This is a genomic window from Acinetobacter sp. I-MWF (assembly GCF_025433935.1).
Lineage (GTDB): Bacteria > Pseudomonadota > Gammaproteobacteria > Pseudomonadales > Moraxellaceae > Acinetobacter > Acinetobacter guillouiae.
The window spans coordinates 1,972,355-1,988,698 of record NZ_JAMBAR010000001.1 but is presented as its reverse complement, the minus strand read 5'-3'; the positions used below and the strand labels follow the sequence as shown (position 1 = coordinate 1,988,698).

The following is a 16,344-nucleotide window of genomic DNA, read 5'->3' as shown; positions in this document are numbered from 1 at the left end:
CATGGCTAGAATCTCCAATGATAGAACACGTCAATAGCTTTTTCTAAAGACTGGCTGGCTTCCAGATATAAACGTTTATTCATTTGATAACGTAAAGTCAGTTTATTCACCGGTGTAAATACCCCCACACCATAGCGAATATACAGGTCTGGGGTAATATAACCCGTCAAACTAACCTGCGTATCATCGCCTGTACCTTGTGCATCAAATGACAAACCACTTAAACCAAATGTACGTCCAATTTGGTTGGTAAATGCACGTGTTCCACCTAGCCCCAAACTGATCCCTGCTGCTGCAATCGTATTGTTTACATCCGATTTAAATCCTTCAGCATTACTTAAACCACTGGACCCTTCATTAATACGTCCTGTAATTAAAGCATTCATCGCTTCCTGATCAGACAAACCAGCATCATTATAAACTTGAATGTTTGGACTAGAAGCTGTGCCTGTAATACGTAGGCCTACGGTACTTCCAGAAATACTCTTATTGGTATCGACATCCAATGTAGGATTAGACAATGGGCCATTAAAACGAGCAATGGCACGATTTAAGTCTAAGCGCTGACCATAAGCCTCAACGGTTACTTTTTGACTGACACCAATCGCACCATTGGCACGCATTGCAGTTTCCAAACCACGTTGAGAAAGGTAAAGACGACCCACCAATGGAATACGACTGTTAAAGCCTTGGAAAATAACCTTATCACCCAAGTTTACTGAAACATCTGCACGTATAGACCACGGCTGTGCTGCTTTAAGCACGGCCAGCTGATTTTGACCTTCTTTTACTATACGGACATCAGGTGACACATTGACTACGGTTGCACTGGATTCAGGCATTGAAATTAATGCACTAGGTACATCAACTTTACCTTTCACGGTCAGTTTCTTACTTAAAGGTAAAGCATCCAATTCAATATCGGTATCGACAACTGCTGTGATCAACGGTGCTTGACGAATTAGCAATTTATCGCCATTGAGACGTAATTGTATATGTGGATCATTTTTCCAATCGATACTGCCATTAATTTTACCGACACCACGACCACTGTTAAATGCACCGTTAATTGTTGCGACATCTTGACGAATTGAAGTGTAAATCTGAACATTATTCAAATTCACAGGCAGTGAAATCATACTAATTTCACCATTTTTCAAGCGCATTTCACCATCAAACAATGGTTGTGTCAGCGTACCGTTAATTTTTCCTGCAAGTGATAAAGTCCCATCAAGCTTACGTACATCAGCAATAAATGGCTTTAAGATTTTCAACTGAACTTCATTAAATGCCACCTCACCACGCATCGGCTTAGACTCGACATATGGGTTGACAATAACACTGGCATAGCCTGTTCCGACATTCGGTGCTTTTAAATCAACACGCAACAACAAGCCATCTTTTATGCTTTTTGCAATTACACTGGCTTCGTCATAGTTCATCGAAGTTGAAGGGTCATTTGGATCTTCTGCAGCAATACCAATTTGCCCATTCCGGGTAACCAGCTTAGCATCTAGCTTAGGTTGTGCACCTTTCGCCCATGAGGCTTTTGCATAACCATTTAACTTACCCGTCAGTGCCAAACCTTCTGGCATAAACGCGGCAAAATCATTCAGATCTAAATTTTTAGTAACAAAGGAAACATTACCATTTTGCTGACTTGCGCGGATCGGTTGATCAAAACACAATTGGCTTTGCTGACTTGACCAACAATGCTGTCCAACATATAACTCCGATTTTGAGGCGTTAAAAATAACAGGTGCATTTTGTTGTTGTAATAAATGTGCTCTTACTGAGTCAAACTCACCTTTTTGAATCTGACCTAACCAATCATTCTGCGCATTAAATCCACCTGCAAGCTGCACATAAAACTTAGAATAATAGTTCCATGCCTGAAGCTGTAATAAATGTGCTTTACGTGTTCCTGAAAGCGTAATCCCTGCATGCTGAATCTCACGGTTTCCGCTACGTAAAGTATCCATTTGCGCCACCATTTTCGACGCTACAGTTTCAGAGGTTGGCAATTCACCCTTTAAGCTTAATTTTTTAATGCTTAGACTATCATTAAAACTAAAATTATCGACTGTGAGGTTTGCAGTTGCACTTAAACGCGGTTGTGCTTGTAAATTTAAATAACCATATGCTGTACCACGTAATCCTGGATAAAGTTCATATAATGCAGGTGCATTAACTTTTAATCGTAGATTCTGTGCATTTCCTGTCGCCTGAACTTGGTTATTGGCATAAGACAAAAATAAGTTATTGGCTTCAAATTGCTGTGGCATCAAGCCTTTTAAATCAGAATTTAAAACAACAGCAAGGTTACCGCGTCCTCTTAAGGGCTTGTTATTGATCATGCCTGCAATATTCAATTGTTGAATATTAATTCTCTTCAGACGATCTGACCAATTCCCCTGAGTCTTCACATTCCCAGAGACTTCACCACGGACAGAAGAAACAAAATATTGCGGTTTAAAACGCACCAAAGATGCGTTGATATCCCAACCGATGCCATTGCTGATATGCACCAAGCCATTGGCTAAGATTTTTCCTGCAATACCATCATGCTGTAGTTCAGATATTTTAATCAGCTCTGGTGTACCCGCAACTCTAATCTTTAATAAGCCACTGCCTTGTTTCAGCTGTGACGCATTTAATGCGCCATCATAATTCACTGCAAAGCCTTTGAAAGCACCACCTGCATTGGCATCGTTAAAAATAACTGCGGCTGTACTTTTACCAGTCAATTGGATTGTTTCAGGGTTGGCTTGATTTGCAAGTCGGCCGGTTAAATTAATCGCATCAAAATTAATCAATTGTTGATTTGGTTTTGCAAAACCATTGGCTTTTATCTGCCCATTAATTAAATCTACTGGTGCTGTTGCGACAATACTTTGTGGATTAAAATCTTTTGCATTAAGCAAGGCATTCCATTTTAACTGGCGTTTTTCAGTAGGTAATTCAACGATTGCATTTCCAGATAAACTACCTTTCGTTGCCACATATTCAAATGCTGGTACGTGTAGATCATTGCCTTTTAGGTCTAACTGAGCTGTGTATTTGCCCTCAGGTAAACTGCCTTTTTCATGTTGACGTACAACGGTTGCCACATGAATATTTTGCTGATCGTCAACCAGTGCAACTTCAACCTGACCTTGTTCACTGCTTAACCAACCCACATAAGGCACTGCTCGGTCAATATTTTTCCAGTTAACACCCAATAACATCGGTTCAGGCTTTTTACCCTTTTGTTCAGCTTGATCTAATTTAACGTTCCAAGCTTCATATTTATCAAAATCAACATTGGCGGTTAAATGCATGCCTTGTTTTAATTCGCCCACTGAACCAATTTTGGCATCAAGGGAAACAGGTAAAAAGTCTTGAATCACTTGTGGGATAATTTTATCTTTTGGATTGATTCGATCTAAACGGCCTTGTACATCCCAATGCACATGATCTTGCCAGCTGACCAAACCTGCAAGATTTAAAGCACCACCCATCAATTGACCATTTAAATTATTAATATTCAACTGATTGGTTAAATCGGTATGTGCTAAGGCGGTATATTGACCTTGTGGGATATTTTTACCACTAATGTCTGTATTAATATCTAAGCTTAAGCCTTTTACATCGCCTTGAAATTTCGCCAAGCCATTTTTAGACAGTAATTCTTGTTCCTGCAACAACGGCCAATGATAATCTTTAAAAACCAAAGCACCATTCATTGGAACATCATGACGCATCGGATGGATCACCGCCCAGCCTGTTAAGAGATCAGGCGTTTTAGTCGCAACACCCGCTTTAATCGTGTCGAGTGAGCCACGCGCATGTACATAAATATCTTCAACATTTAGACTTTTTAAACTTGGGATCCGCAAAATTGCCTTAGCATTCAGCGGATAATCGCCTTGTTTAAAGTTCATATTACCTGTCGCATCTTTTACAGATAAATAGCCCATGTCCATTTTAGAGTTTTCAAACTTCAGCTCTGTACCCGACCACAATGCATTTTCTAAATGAATATCGTTAAAGTCAATTTTTGTAGATGCGGTTTGAAACTGCATATGATCTACATTTGCTTCATCTAAACGTAAAACAAAGGGTAACTTGATTTCGCTAAACTTAAAGGGTTCATCGCTTGGTGGTGTTTTACTGATAATTCTTAAATTGTTAACATCAGCATGGCTCAGATGAATTTCTTTATCTAATATTGCGCGCCAACCCAAGGAAACATCCGCACGATCAATTTTGACATCAACTGCAGCGAGAGTGACCAAAACATTTTTAAGTATGATCCCTTGAAGCAAGTTACCGCCTTCATATTGGTAATCAATAATTTTCTGGCTGGAAGCAACCCGATCCAATAAAAACTTACTGCCTTTATCGGTACTAAACATCACAGCCAATGCAGCAATCAATAAAATAATGACCAAAAGCAATGACATCAGAATATTACGCAATATATTACGCTTCTTCGGTGTCTGCGCTTGCTTTAGTTGATCATTTTGCTGTTCATTTTGAACATCTTGATGTTCTTCATCAGCCATAATATTTCCAGTATTTCTCTTATATTTTTAGTTAATTAAAGTTGTGAACCAATAAAGAAGTGCAGTCGAATTGGGCGAGCAGGATCTGAAACACCTGATGCAACATCAATTCGAATCGGACCAATTGGTGACTTCCAACGGATTCCTAAGCCTAAGCTATATTGGGTATCGTTACTAAATGATTTATCGTAAGCATTACCAAAGTCACTGAATATTGCGCCACGCCACCCCTCTTTAAATTGGTAATTATATTCCAATGAACCGACAGCCAAACCTTGACCACCGACTTTATAGCCATATTCCGTTGGGGATAGACTCTTATAATCGAAGCCTCGCAAACTCTGATCCCCACCAGCGAAATATCTTAAATTATAAGGAACTTGTTCAAAATCTTTGGCAAAAATATAGCCGACATTCAAACCACCAACCACCTGATGATTATCATTTTGACCAAAAGAATATAAGCCTTTCCAATCTGCACTGGTAATCGCCATATCCGTATCTGAAAGTAAAGATTTACTGCCAAGCTGAATTTTATAACTTTGCTTATATCCGCGTGTTGGATTGATCCGATTATCACTGGTTGTTTTGGTTGCTTCATAACCCAACAACAATGATTGCTGTTCTTGATTTGAACCAGGAATTAAAAAAGCATCAGGAATATTGGCAATATCTACAGGACCATTTTGAGTAACACGGTCTAAACGATAACGCACACCAAGAATATGCTGCCACTCTTTTCTGGACCCTTTAATAATACGGTCTACCCCAGCTACCGCAGACTCAATAACCAAATCCATGTCATTACCAATACCATCACGGGTTTCTCTCTCATAACCCGCAACCAAACTGAAGTAATCATTTAATGGATGTTTATAAGGAATGTTATAGCGAGCATCAATGGCTTGACGAATTTGTGACAATTCCATATTGGCATCAAAAGAATGCCCTAAATGGTTGACGATCGCACGTCTATATTGGCTACGTAAACGTACCCCTGTATCAGTCCCATAACCAATACCAGTTTCTAAACTGTTTAAGCGATCCGCATTTAAAGTAACAATCACAGGAATCTTTTTATTCTCACGTGCCTGATCTTTTAATAGATCATCATCGGATTCTTTTTCTTTCTGTTGTGCTTGAAGCTGCTTTAAGTTCGGATTGACCTCTTCACCTTGCGTTCCAGCAAACTGATTTTCATTGACCACATTTTGGGTCACTTCTTTATCTGACAAATGCACTTTATCGGCATTGGTTTGCGCAGACAATGTTGTTTCAGTGATTTTTTGCTGATCTACCAAAGCTTGCAGATCCGCGGGAAGCTCAAGTGGTTTTACAATTGCATCCGGTTTAATCGCATCAACCAAGGTATAGTTAAAATAACGTGAGTTGGTTAAGTTATTTGCTAAACCATTGACACGCCATGCAGTGTAATCCGCACCATCTTCCCACGGCGCTAAGGTTTTTAAGATTTTTAAATCGATCGGAAGTGGCTTAGAAGGGTCACTCATTCTAAACTCAACATCTTGCAATTTATAACGATCGCCCGTTTCGTACTTTAAATCAATTTTGGCTTTGTTTTGCGGTTGTTCAACTTTGACATCATGTAAACGCCAATAACCATCAAAAAATCCATTATTCGATGCTGCATCTACTATTCGGCTTTTGGTAGATTCATAAGCACCATGATTGAGAATATCACCTTCTTCTAAATCAGGAAGTACGCCAATAACTTGGAACTGTGCCAGTTTAGAGCCAGCCCCTGTAAACTCAATATTTTGTTCAGCCACTTTGACTGGATCATGTGGGGTGACTTTAACCCCTAAATGGGTATCATCGATTTTAGTAAACTTGAATTCTGCATTGTAATAACCTACTGCTTGAGCAGCCTGTACCGCCAGTGTTCTTAACTGTGGCACCGAGCCATTAAAATCAGAATATGCTTCTTGGGTAAAGGTTCCTAATTTTGCTTTTAAGTTAGTTGCTAGGACCGTAGGTGCACCCGTCACGGAAACACCAATTTTTGGAATTGGTACACCGTTGTCTTGCGGTCCACGGATTTTATTGACTAAACTTTTAAAGAAACCAGGTTTAGCCTTTTCTTCATCGCTATTACTCTGTGTATTATCAACCAAGGTTTTACCCGATTGATTTTCCTCTACAGAAATTTTATTGTCCGCACGAATGGTTTGTATAAGCTGATCAACATTGACTGGCGCTTGCGTAATTTCATTTAATTCTTGTTGGGTCGCATTAGTCACTTCGACTTGGGGTGCTTTGGTCACCCCATTACGAAAATTCTGCGCATCTGTTTTTGCATCTTCTGCAACTTTATAAATTTCATTTGCTAAAGACTGATCCACAGCAACAGCAGGTAACTCTTCAAGATCTTCAAATTGGATTGGCTTAAAATCATCTTGCACCCCCATATTTTTTTCTTGTTGTTCAAGCATTTTAACACTATCGACTTGATCAGTTTGTTGAGCTTGTTGAATTTTCTGATCTAACTGGTCGATCTTTTCGTTAGGTACGCCTTGTTGAATGGCCGCAGATTCTAATTGTTCTTGAGTATTGCTGATTTTTTCAGAACTTGTACTGATGGTTTCAGAGCTTGATGGCAAGTTCTGATTGCTTTGTATTTGATCGGCATAACTGACAGGGATCGCAAAAACACTTAAAAAAACACTTGAACATATCAGTTTATTGATATGATAACGGTCAAAGTGTAAATGTACACTATGTGAAAGCACAGATTTTTTAAAATTAATTTTTGCTGGCATACCAAGCTCGAATGACCTAAATTTATTTGTAGAAAGATCAATTATTAAAAATCTTTCAAATACCCAAACCAATTGGTTTTACACATGATTTAAGTTAAAAACATGATACATGATTTTGAGAGATAGTTACCATTTCAACACATTTCTTATATATAACTAAATGAAGTCGTCTACAATGGAAAAAAATGAGCATATTTTAGGGACACGACGTTTTTTACCGATGTTCCTTACCCAGTTTTTTGGCGCCCTGAATGATAATGTTTATAAACAATCATTATTACTCGTCATTACCTATGGTTGGATTCATCATCAGTCTGCCAATATCAGCACACTCAACAATCTCGCTGCGTTACTGTTTATTCTACCCTATTTCATCTTCTCTGCGACCGCAGGTCAAATTGCAGATAAATACGAACGCTCATTTTTAGTCCGAAGTATTAAAATTTTAGAAATCATCATCATGCTGATCGCCTCGGTAGGTTTTTTATTGGGCAATCTTTGGATTTTACTCTTCGCCTTATTTTTAATGGGTACGCACAGTACTTTTTTTGGGCCAATCAAATATGCGATTTTGCCTGAAATCTTAAAACCCAATGAACTAATGTCAGGTAATGCTCTGTTTCAGTCAGGCACATCGATTGCAATTCTAATTGGGATGATTTTAGGCGGTGCAGTCATTTCGCTATCACAAGGCAATATGATCTGGATTTGCTTAACCATCGTCTCTATTGCAGTGGTGGGTTATTTATCCAGTCGTTTTGTTCTTAAACAATCTACTTCAAATGAAGATTTAGAAATCGATTGGAATTTCTTCCGTACCAGTTTCCAAACCATTCGTTATGCTAAAAGTTTACCATTAATTTTTATCGTACTTTTAGGCAATTCTTGGTATTGGTTTTATGGTGCAACATACCTCACACAAATCCCCCAACTAACACAGCAAAACCTGCATGCCAATGAAAATGTTGTTAGTTTATTGCTTACATTTTTTTCTGTCGGTATTGGCGTGGGCTCGTTACTGTGCCGTAAAATTGGTGGTGCAGAGGTGAATATCAAAATGGTACCGCTTGGTGCGATTGGTTTAACGGTATTTGCACTCTATTTAGCAGCTAGTTTGGCTTTTGTTCCAGAACGAACAGGTGATCTGATTGCAATTCCTGATATGTTTAACTCAGGGGCAATTTATTATCATGTCATGCTTGCGGTGACCTTATTGGGCATAAGTGGAGGTTTTTATATCGTTCCACTTTATGCCATGATGCAAGCCTATGCCCCAAAATCACACCGTGCGCGTGTGGTTGCGGCAAACAATATTTTTAATGCAATATTCATGGTTTCATCGGCAATTTTTTCTATTCTCATCTTAAGTATTTTGAAAATAGATATTAAAATCTTATTCTGTATCACAGCTGTGCTGAGTGCTATTTTTAGTACTTGGTTATTAATTCGTTTAAAACCATTAATAGCGACAACTCAGGTTTCTTTGGAGGACTAATATGCGTCAATATACTGGCATCGATAAATTGATCAATTCATTTGACCAAGCTTTAAGAAGTTTAGTACCTGGTGCAACTTCAGCACAAAGAAGCAATCCGTCCAATGCAGTCGAAACCAAACTGGCTGTCAGTGAAGCACGCCATGTTGCAGGCTTAATGCGCGTTAACCATAGTGGTGAAGTCTGTGCTCAAGCGCTTTATCATGGGCAGGCATTAACGGCCAAACTTCCAAATGTACGTCGTGAAATGGAATTTGCAGCAATTGAAGAACAAGACCACTTGGCTTGGTGTGAAGATCGTTTAAAAGAGCTCGACAGTCATACCAGTTTGCTGAATCCTGTATGGTATGGTCTTTCTTTTGGTATGGGTGCACTTGCTGGCATTGCAGGCGATAAATACAGTTTAGGTTTTGTGGCTGAAACTGAACGCCAAGTCAGCTTACATTTACAACACCATATCAGTCAGCTTCCAGCTCAAGACGAACGCTCACGTAAAATATTGGTGCAGATGAATGAAGATGAGCTACATCATCGTGATACTGCATTAACTGCTGGTGGTGTAGAGCTGCCTATTCCAGTCAAGATCACCATGACTGCAATTTCTAAACTGATGACCAAGACCAGTTATTTTATCTAACAGTATGATTTAACTGATTTATAAGCCCACTTGCTGGGCTTGTTTTTTAGCATTTTACCAGGGTCTGCTTAACCCACATTTTGATATAGAGCTGTGGGTTAAAATAAAAAATTACTCAGCAACCCCCAAAAGTAATTTAGCTGTATTCGGTGCCAATTTTGCAGTTGCGACAGGCAATAAAGATGGATTGAGCGGATATTGAGTTCCATCAAATTTCAACATCACTTGCCCATGCTTTCGGCTATAAACCAGCAATTGCTTCCAACCATTATGCATATATGTTGTGGCGTAGACAGGCGTATCCACCAAGGTTGTTTTACTTAAAAAGTCAAACTGTTGATTAGGTTTTCCTTGAAAGATCAGCATTGTACAACCACCTGACCCACACCAATCTTGCCCTTTTAAAAGCACGATGGCTTCATCTTGCCCATCTTGATTGAGATCATCAAATGCCACATCAAATAAAGCTTGATCTTGTGTATAAGCATTCACTTTTTGCTTAAGATCGTTATCCCGCTGTTGTAAGCTTTGCACTCCACTTACAGCTTGTGCTGGTGTAACGGATGATTCAGGTAAATGGCGACATGCACTGAATAAAAGCACACAACTGAATAATGCCAAGGGCTTAAAATACATTGTTTTTAACCTAGTTATTTTAAAGACTATAAAATGATAACTGGAAATTGATCTGCGGAATGTTTGAATAATGCATCTTCCCAAAGATCAGACATCGGCACTTTAACATCCAACGCCAATGGTAGTTTCTTTGGATTAAATTGCATTGCAGTTAAATGAAATCCCCATGCAATGAGATCAATATCCAAGGAAATTTGATGTGATGGGCGTACACGACCTGAGTCTGCTTCCATCTTTTTTAATAAAGACAGCATTTCATCTACCGACAGCTGACTTTGAACCAAACATGCAGCATTCCAATAATCTGCACCAATTCCATCACGGCATGGAATCAAATAGATTGGAGAAAATGACACCATTCCCAAATGGGCAATCTGAGCAAATGCTTTTTGAAAATTTTGTTGTGGATCGCGATTACTCGCTAGAGCTAGGGCGAATATCATTTCGGTGTCGTTCAAGACGAATTCCTACAGAATTTGCTTGCGGGATAATGGCAGGCTTACGGATCGTAATCATAATCGATTCAATAGGCGGAAAGGTAGAGAAAAGCGTATTCAACACCAATTTGGCCGCATGTTCGATCAATTTTGGCGCAGCATCCTGAATCACTTTGGCAGAAATTTCACAAATTTCAGCATAGTTCAACGTATCGACCAATTCATCTGAGTTAGACGCTTGTTCTAAACTGGTTTGAATATGGAGATCCAACATTAAAGGTTGAATAATTTGCCGTTCCCAATTGAAGCAGCCAATCACCGTCTCAACTTTCAACCCTTCAATGATAATTGCATCCATGACGTTTATAAATTCTCAATGTAAATAAAAAATGCTCTTTTAAAAAGGGCCAAGTAAGATTTTACAATCAAACTCAGCCAGCTTTTCACAAAGGGAAAACATCTATATCAATGTTTTAACAGCGACACAGGATCAATATTTTGCACCATCTGTAAACGTTGGTCAGCATAAATATCGGTATATGGCGCAAGAACACGCATAAAACGATCAAAATAGAGCATTTGCTTAAATAATAAAGCGAAGTCACGTGGGAAACGAATACCATGACGCTCGCCTACACCCACCATATCCATCATGATGTCATTTAAATCCGATGGATTCGACGTCATAATTTTTTGTGGATCCGCAAGCAGTACCCCACTAAATAAACGCTCTAAATCTTCTGCCAAAACCTGCGTATCGACTTGAGTACTGGTCATACCCATACCCAACATATTTTCAGCCATCAACTTGTAATCAGTCTTTTGTAAAGCATCCATAAATGCCATACATGCTTGCCAAACTTCAGGTTTTAACTGTCCAACGATACCAAAATCAATAAAACCAATACGGCCATCTTCAAGCAACATCAGATTACCTGCATGCAAATCAGCATGGAAAGACTGGCATAACATCAAACTACCAAACCAAGTATTCATGGCGGTAATCAGCACTTGAGATGGATCTTTTGCGACCTTTCTCACCACATCAAAATCAGTCAGTGGCACACCATACAGGCGTTGCATGGTAAGTACACGACGTGTTGAAAATTGATGATAGACCTTTGGTGCTGTTGCTGCGGTATTTTGTGACACATTAAGATAATTCACAAAATCATCTAAATTTTGTGCTTCTTCAATAAAATCAACTTCACGTACCATACGTGTTTTAATTTCATCAACAATATCTGCCAATGAAGCGAATTTTACTTTTGGAATCGCTTTTTCCAACACCTTTGTTGCCCAGTGCAAAACATTTAAATCGGTATAAAGAATAGTTTCAACACCTGGTTTTTGCACTTTAATTACAACATCTTCACCAGTCACCAATTTGGCCGCATGAACCTGAGCAATAGACGCTGAAGCAAGAGGCTTTTCATCAATAGATGCAAAGATTTCACTTAAATTACGTCCAGCAAATTCTTGTTCCAATACGTCCTGAACATAGCTAAAAGGTAAATAAGGCGTTTGATCTAAACAGCCTTGAAACTCTTCAACATATTCACGAGGAAATAAAGATGGTGTACTGGCAATAAATTGACCCAATTTAATATAAGTTGAGCCTAATGATTCAAAGGTTTCACGCATCAGTTTGGCATTACTTGGTTTTTCAGTGGCGTATTTAATGCCAGCTTTGGCAGCGATAACAGCAGTTTCCCCAACTCGGGCAACTGAACGCAGACCATCTAAAAAGATATTATTTTTCATAATGTCAACATTGAATTGAATTTGTATAAGTGTAGCAAATTAATCAGCATTTGCAGTATGGCTTGCCTGACAGTTTGTACAATCTCTATCTTTTTCAAAGGCTAAAATTCGTTGTTTCATTGTTAACCCATCCCAAAGCATCAATTTTTGTTTCAGTGGGGTTTTTGCCAAACCTAAATATAGAAGTGCATGATGTGCCTGTAAACTTGCCATGACATTGGGTGTGGTGGCCAATACACCAGAGTCAGCACAACGCAGACTTTCATTATGCTGTTGCGCTTTGGGAAATAAGCATTCATAACAAGCTGAATCACCGTCAACCATAAAGAGCTGGCCTTGGAAACCAATCGCAGACGCGCTAACCAGTGGGATATGTAGCTGAGTACAGATGTGATTCACCAGATAACGGGTGGTAAAATTATCGCAACCATCTAAGACTAAATCTTGCTGAGCAATCAATGCTTGCGCATTATTTTCATCCAATTTACTGGTATAGCTTTCCACTTGGATAAAAGGATTAATTGTTTGTAATCTCTTGGCCAAGATCTCCGATTTATAAAACCCGACATCTTGAGCAACGTAGGCAATTTGTCTTTGTAAATTACTGATTTCAACCGTATCAGCATCAATCAGACTAATTTTCCCAACACCAGCACGTGCCAACAATTCGGCTGTGGTACACCCTATTCCACCGCAACCAACAATCAGTACATTGGCGAGTTTTAATTTTTCTTGCGCCTCAATATCCCAACCATCCAGCAGAATTTGACGGGAATAGAGATGCATTTCAGATTCGGTAAGTTCTAGATCGTGTTCAAGCATGGGTGGATAAACTTTTCAATTTTAATCAGTATAAAGTAAAAATTTTATAGAGGAGCAATAACTAAAAATAATCTTTAATCCTCTGGGTTAGGTTTTATCGATTCGCTCAATGTTTTCAACAGGTCATTTGCAAAATCATCATGATATGGTTCAACACAGTATGCCATCAGATTTAAACTGCTTTATTTTCCATAACCTAGCGTTTTATGATATTTATTCTCAAAAATGATTCAAATATTGAAAAACTATAAAAATCAATCTACATTAATACAGAAAATTTTTTCAAGCTGGATAAAAATATGGAACTGGATCGTTACGACAAACAAATTTTAGAAATTTTAACCCATGAAGACATCAATCTAAATGAATTGTCAGAACGTATTAACCTGTCAGTAAGTTCTGTCCATCGTCGTATCAAACACTTGATCGAAACTGATATCATGACCAATCTAAAGCGTGATATCAATTTTGAAAAATTAGGCTTTAAATTACATGTCATTTTACAAATTTCCCTAAGCAAACATGACACCGATACCTTTGCTAAATTTTTAGAAGAACTCGAAAACATCCCTGAAGTGATTAACGCCTTTTTAGTGACTGGGCAAACCGCTGATTTCCTTGTCGAAGTTATCGCTAAAGATATGGAGAATTACAGTGAAATTTTACTCAAACGGATTGGTAAAATTGAGCATGTGGTTGCACTACATTCAAGCTTTGTGATTAAAGAATATAAACGCGTGTTTAATTGTACTGGCCTACTCAATCGAATTTAAATAAAGATATCAGATTGTATTTGAATGGGTCTTTTTTATGAGATTTTATTTAGCCGAAGAATATCAACCACAATGCAATGCACGGTTTGTGTATTATCAAACTCAAATCAAAGCACTTTTAACCAATGCAGTGATTGAGCACATTGGCGCCTCTTCGATTCCAAATGCAATCTCTAAAGGAGATTTAGACATTTATATTGCAGTGGATCAATCTGAATTTAATGATGCAATTCAAAAGCTTTGCCACTTAAACTTTCAAGAAAAATTAGCAACACTGAGAACGGATCAACTGTGTATGTTGGAATCTCTCAATGGTGATGATGTCGCCTTTCAATTGGTTGTCAAAGGTTCTGAATTTGAGTCATTTATTCAGTTTAGAGATAAACTCAGGCAATCGCCTGAACTGGTGCAAACGTACAATGATCTAAAAAAGCGTTGTGAAAATTTAGATATGATCGATTATCGGATTGAAAAAAATAAATTTATTTCCGCTGTTTTAAATCAGCAATAAATTCTCTTAATAAAAAACGCACCCAAAGGTGCGTTTTATCAACTCAAATCAGACTTAACTGTCTAATTCAGCCAATACTTCATCTGTGAATTCAACGTTGGTATATACGTTTTGAACATCATCAAGATCTTCAAACATATCAATCATTTTCACAATGAGTTTTGCTTGATCCACATCAGCAATCAATGCTTTTGTTGATGGGCTCATAACCACTTCTGCATTATCAGATTTTAAACCAGCAGCAGTCAAAGCATCTTGTACATCACCAAAGCTTTCTGGTGTAGTGATTACTAAGATTTCATCTTCGTTCACTTCGATATCTTCAGCACCAGCTTCCAAAGCCACGTCCATGATTTTATCTTCCAAAGAAACATCTTCAAAAGTAATCTCACCACGTTTGGTAAACAAGTATGCCACTGAACCCGCTGTACCTAAGTTACCATTGGTTTTAGAAAAACAATGACGTACATCAGGCACAGTACGATTAAGGTTATCTGTCATGGTTTCTACGATAACCGCAACACCACCCACACCATAACCTTCATAAGTGACTTCTTTTAAATCATCGTTGTCTTCACCACCAGCACCACGTTGGATAGCACGGTTGATCGTGTCACGTGTCATATTCACTGAAAGTGCTTTTTCGACAACAGCACGTAGACGAGGGTTACTTCCCACATCAGGACCGCCAAGTCTTGCTGCTGTGGTTAATTCACGAATATATTTGGTAAAAACTTTACCACGACTTGCATCTTGTTTTGCTTTGCGATGCTTAATATTGGCCCACTTGGAATGACCCGCCATGCGAAATATGCTCCTGTAGATTGGCTTCATGCCATATCAAATTGCGACAATTCTACCATAAGCACTTTTTTATGAGAAAGTGCTTATTTTTTAGATTTAATGCAAATTAAGATTTTTTTGCTTCAGGAATCACAATATCGAGCCCTGTATGTTGTTTATATAGACGTTTAATTTCTGCTAAGTCTTGATCTAGATCTGTTGGGTAAATTTTTCCAAAGATCCCACCCTGTTTTGTTTTTGAGTTTGCATACATTAAAACAATAGGAACACCAGCTGCTTTTGCGATATGCCAAAAACCAGTACGGATCGGTTTACGTGCTTGCCCACGTTCTGCGCGAGTCGCTTCTGGCGCAATCACCAAATTAAATTCTTCATTACTCTGAAACAGATCAACCATTTGTGAAACGATGTCTTTGTTTGACTTTCGATCTACAGGAATACCACCAATTTTTTCTAAAATCGGTTTCAACGGCCCTTTAAATAATTCTTTTTTAATTAAAGTATGGATTTTAATGTCATGAATTTGAAAAATTGCCAATGACAATACAGCATCCATCATGGATGTGTGTTCAAAACCGATGATGACTTGTTTTTTTTCTAATACACTTTGATCAACTTCATATGACCAACCTGAGAGCTTAAAAGTAAGTTCTCCCAACATCTTTTTCATAAATACCTAACATCATAAAATCATAATTTGCGAATTGTCCGAGTAAAAGCTTAAAAAGACAATCTCTATTGTGCTTATTTTTTACATTTGTATATTTATTTTTGTCATTTTAAACCTTTGTTTTGCTACACCGAAATGTATGCTTAAAATAGGAAATCGTTAATCGCACCAATATCATCTAACTTCCTCTAGGACAAAATATAAATTTTTCATAAAAAACATCCATATAAATCATAATCTCAATAATAAAACTCAAATCAATATTTTTTATCTTGTTAAAATCATTTAGACTTTAGTCTTAATTGCGCCATAAGCTCCAAAATTTTATCTGCAAAAGGATTGCAATATGTTGATGCCCCTATTTGGCGTAAGTGCCTTAGTCTTTGTTTTGATTTGTACATGGAGCGTATTTGAAATTTATTTAGAAAAACGAAAAAAGTGACACTGCATATTATTCCCACTCAATAG

At 38.1% G+C, this 16,344-nt stretch carries 13 protein-coding genes; 4 read left to right on the top strand and 9 right to left on the bottom strand.

The genetic code is table 11. From position 1 onward, the window contains the following. Window positions 1–5: 5 nt before the first annotated feature. Both M2R48_RS09160 and M2R48_RS09155 read right to left on the bottom strand, forming a co-directional pair. A complete protein-coding gene (locus M2R48_RS09160; protein ID WP_262085865.1) occupies window positions 6–4,547 on the bottom strand; it encodes a translocation/assembly module TamB domain-containing protein in 4,542 nt (1,513 codons plus the stop codon). A gap of 35 nt (window positions 4,548–4,582) precedes the next feature. Next, the gene (locus tag M2R48_RS09155) at window positions 4,583–7,327 is read right to left on the bottom strand and encodes an autotransporter assembly complex protein TamA (RefSeq protein ID WP_262085864.1); all 2,745 of its coding nucleotides are present in this window, start codon (window positions 7,325–7,327) and stop codon (window positions 4,583–4,585) included. A gap of 175 nt (window positions 7,328–7,502) precedes the next feature. Here M2R48_RS09155 and M2R48_RS09150 point away from each other — a divergent pair, with 175 nt between their 5' ends. After that, window positions 7,503–8,822, top strand: a complete 1,320-nt coding sequence (locus M2R48_RS09150; protein WP_262085863.1) for an MFS transporter — start codon at window positions 7,503–7,505, stop codon at window positions 8,820–8,822. Window position 8,823: 1 nt separating this feature from the next. Beyond that, window positions 8,824–9,459, top strand: a complete 636-nt coding sequence (coq7, locus tag M2R48_RS09145) for a 2-polyprenyl-3-methyl-6-methoxy-1,4-benzoquinone monooxygenase (protein WP_004720993.1) — start codon at window positions 8,824–8,826, stop codon at window positions 9,457–9,459. A gap of 111 nt (window positions 9,460–9,570) precedes the next feature. On the opposite strand, the gene M2R48_RS09140 is transcribed toward coq7, so the two are convergent. The 5 genes from M2R48_RS09140 to M2R48_RS09120 form a co-directional block, all read right to left on the bottom strand. Then, window positions 9,571–10,095 carry a hypothetical protein gene (locus M2R48_RS09140; RefSeq protein WP_262085861.1) on the bottom strand — a complete coding sequence of 175 codons (525 nt, stop codon included), beginning with the start codon at window positions 10,093–10,095 and terminating at the stop codon, window positions 9,571–9,573. A gap of 26 nt (window positions 10,096–10,121) precedes the next feature. Beyond that, window positions 10,122–10,553, bottom strand: a complete 432-nt coding sequence (locus tag M2R48_RS09135) for a 2-amino-4-hydroxy-6-hydroxymethyldihydropteridine diphosphokinase (protein WP_262085860.1) — start codon at window positions 10,551–10,553, stop codon at window positions 10,122–10,124. After that, window positions 10,510–10,890, bottom strand: a complete 381-nt coding sequence (gene folB / locus M2R48_RS09130) for a dihydroneopterin aldolase (protein WP_004720998.1) — start codon at window positions 10,888–10,890, stop codon at window positions 10,510–10,512. Before folB ends, M2R48_RS09135 begins: the two co-directional genes overlap by 44 nt. A gap of 107 nt (window positions 10,891–10,997) precedes the next feature. Next, window positions 10,998–12,296, bottom strand: a complete 1,299-nt coding sequence (locus tag M2R48_RS09125) for an ABC1 kinase family protein (protein ID WP_004721001.1) — start codon at window positions 12,294–12,296, stop codon at window positions 10,998–11,000. Window positions 12,297–12,335: 39 nt separating this feature from the next. Then, window positions 12,336–13,118: a HesA/MoeB/ThiF family protein gene (locus M2R48_RS09120; protein WP_262085859.1), complete on the bottom strand. Its 783-nt coding sequence runs from the start codon at window positions 13,116–13,118 to the stop codon at window positions 12,336–12,338. Between the two features lie 299 nt (window positions 13,119–13,417). Between M2R48_RS09120 and M2R48_RS09115 the strand changes: the two genes are divergently transcribed. Further along, window positions 13,418–13,891: an Lrp/AsnC family transcriptional regulator gene (locus M2R48_RS09115; RefSeq protein ID WP_004721004.1), complete on the top strand. Its 474-nt coding sequence runs from the start codon at window positions 13,418–13,420 to the stop codon at window positions 13,889–13,891. Between the two features lie 37 nt (window positions 13,892–13,928). Further along, entirely contained in the window at window positions 13,929–14,402 is a 474-nt protein-coding gene (locus M2R48_RS09110; RefSeq protein ID WP_262085858.1) for a GrpB family protein, read from the top strand. Window positions 14,403–14,456: 54 nt separating this feature from the next. Here M2R48_RS09110 and M2R48_RS09105 read toward each other — a convergent pair whose 3' ends face one another. Together M2R48_RS09105 and M2R48_RS09100 are read right to left on the bottom strand one after the other, a co-directional pair. After that, window positions 14,457–15,206, bottom strand: a complete 750-nt coding sequence (locus M2R48_RS09105) for a YebC/PmpR family DNA-binding transcriptional regulator (RefSeq protein ID WP_004821088.1) — start codon at window positions 15,204–15,206, stop codon at window positions 14,457–14,459. 106 nt (window positions 15,207–15,312) lie between these two features. Then, the gene (locus M2R48_RS09100) at window positions 15,313–15,876 is read right to left on the bottom strand and encodes a 1-acyl-sn-glycerol-3-phosphate acyltransferase (protein ID WP_262085856.1); all 564 of its coding nucleotides are present in this window, start codon (window positions 15,874–15,876) and stop codon (window positions 15,313–15,315) included. Window positions 15,877–16,344 lie beyond the last annotated feature (468 nt).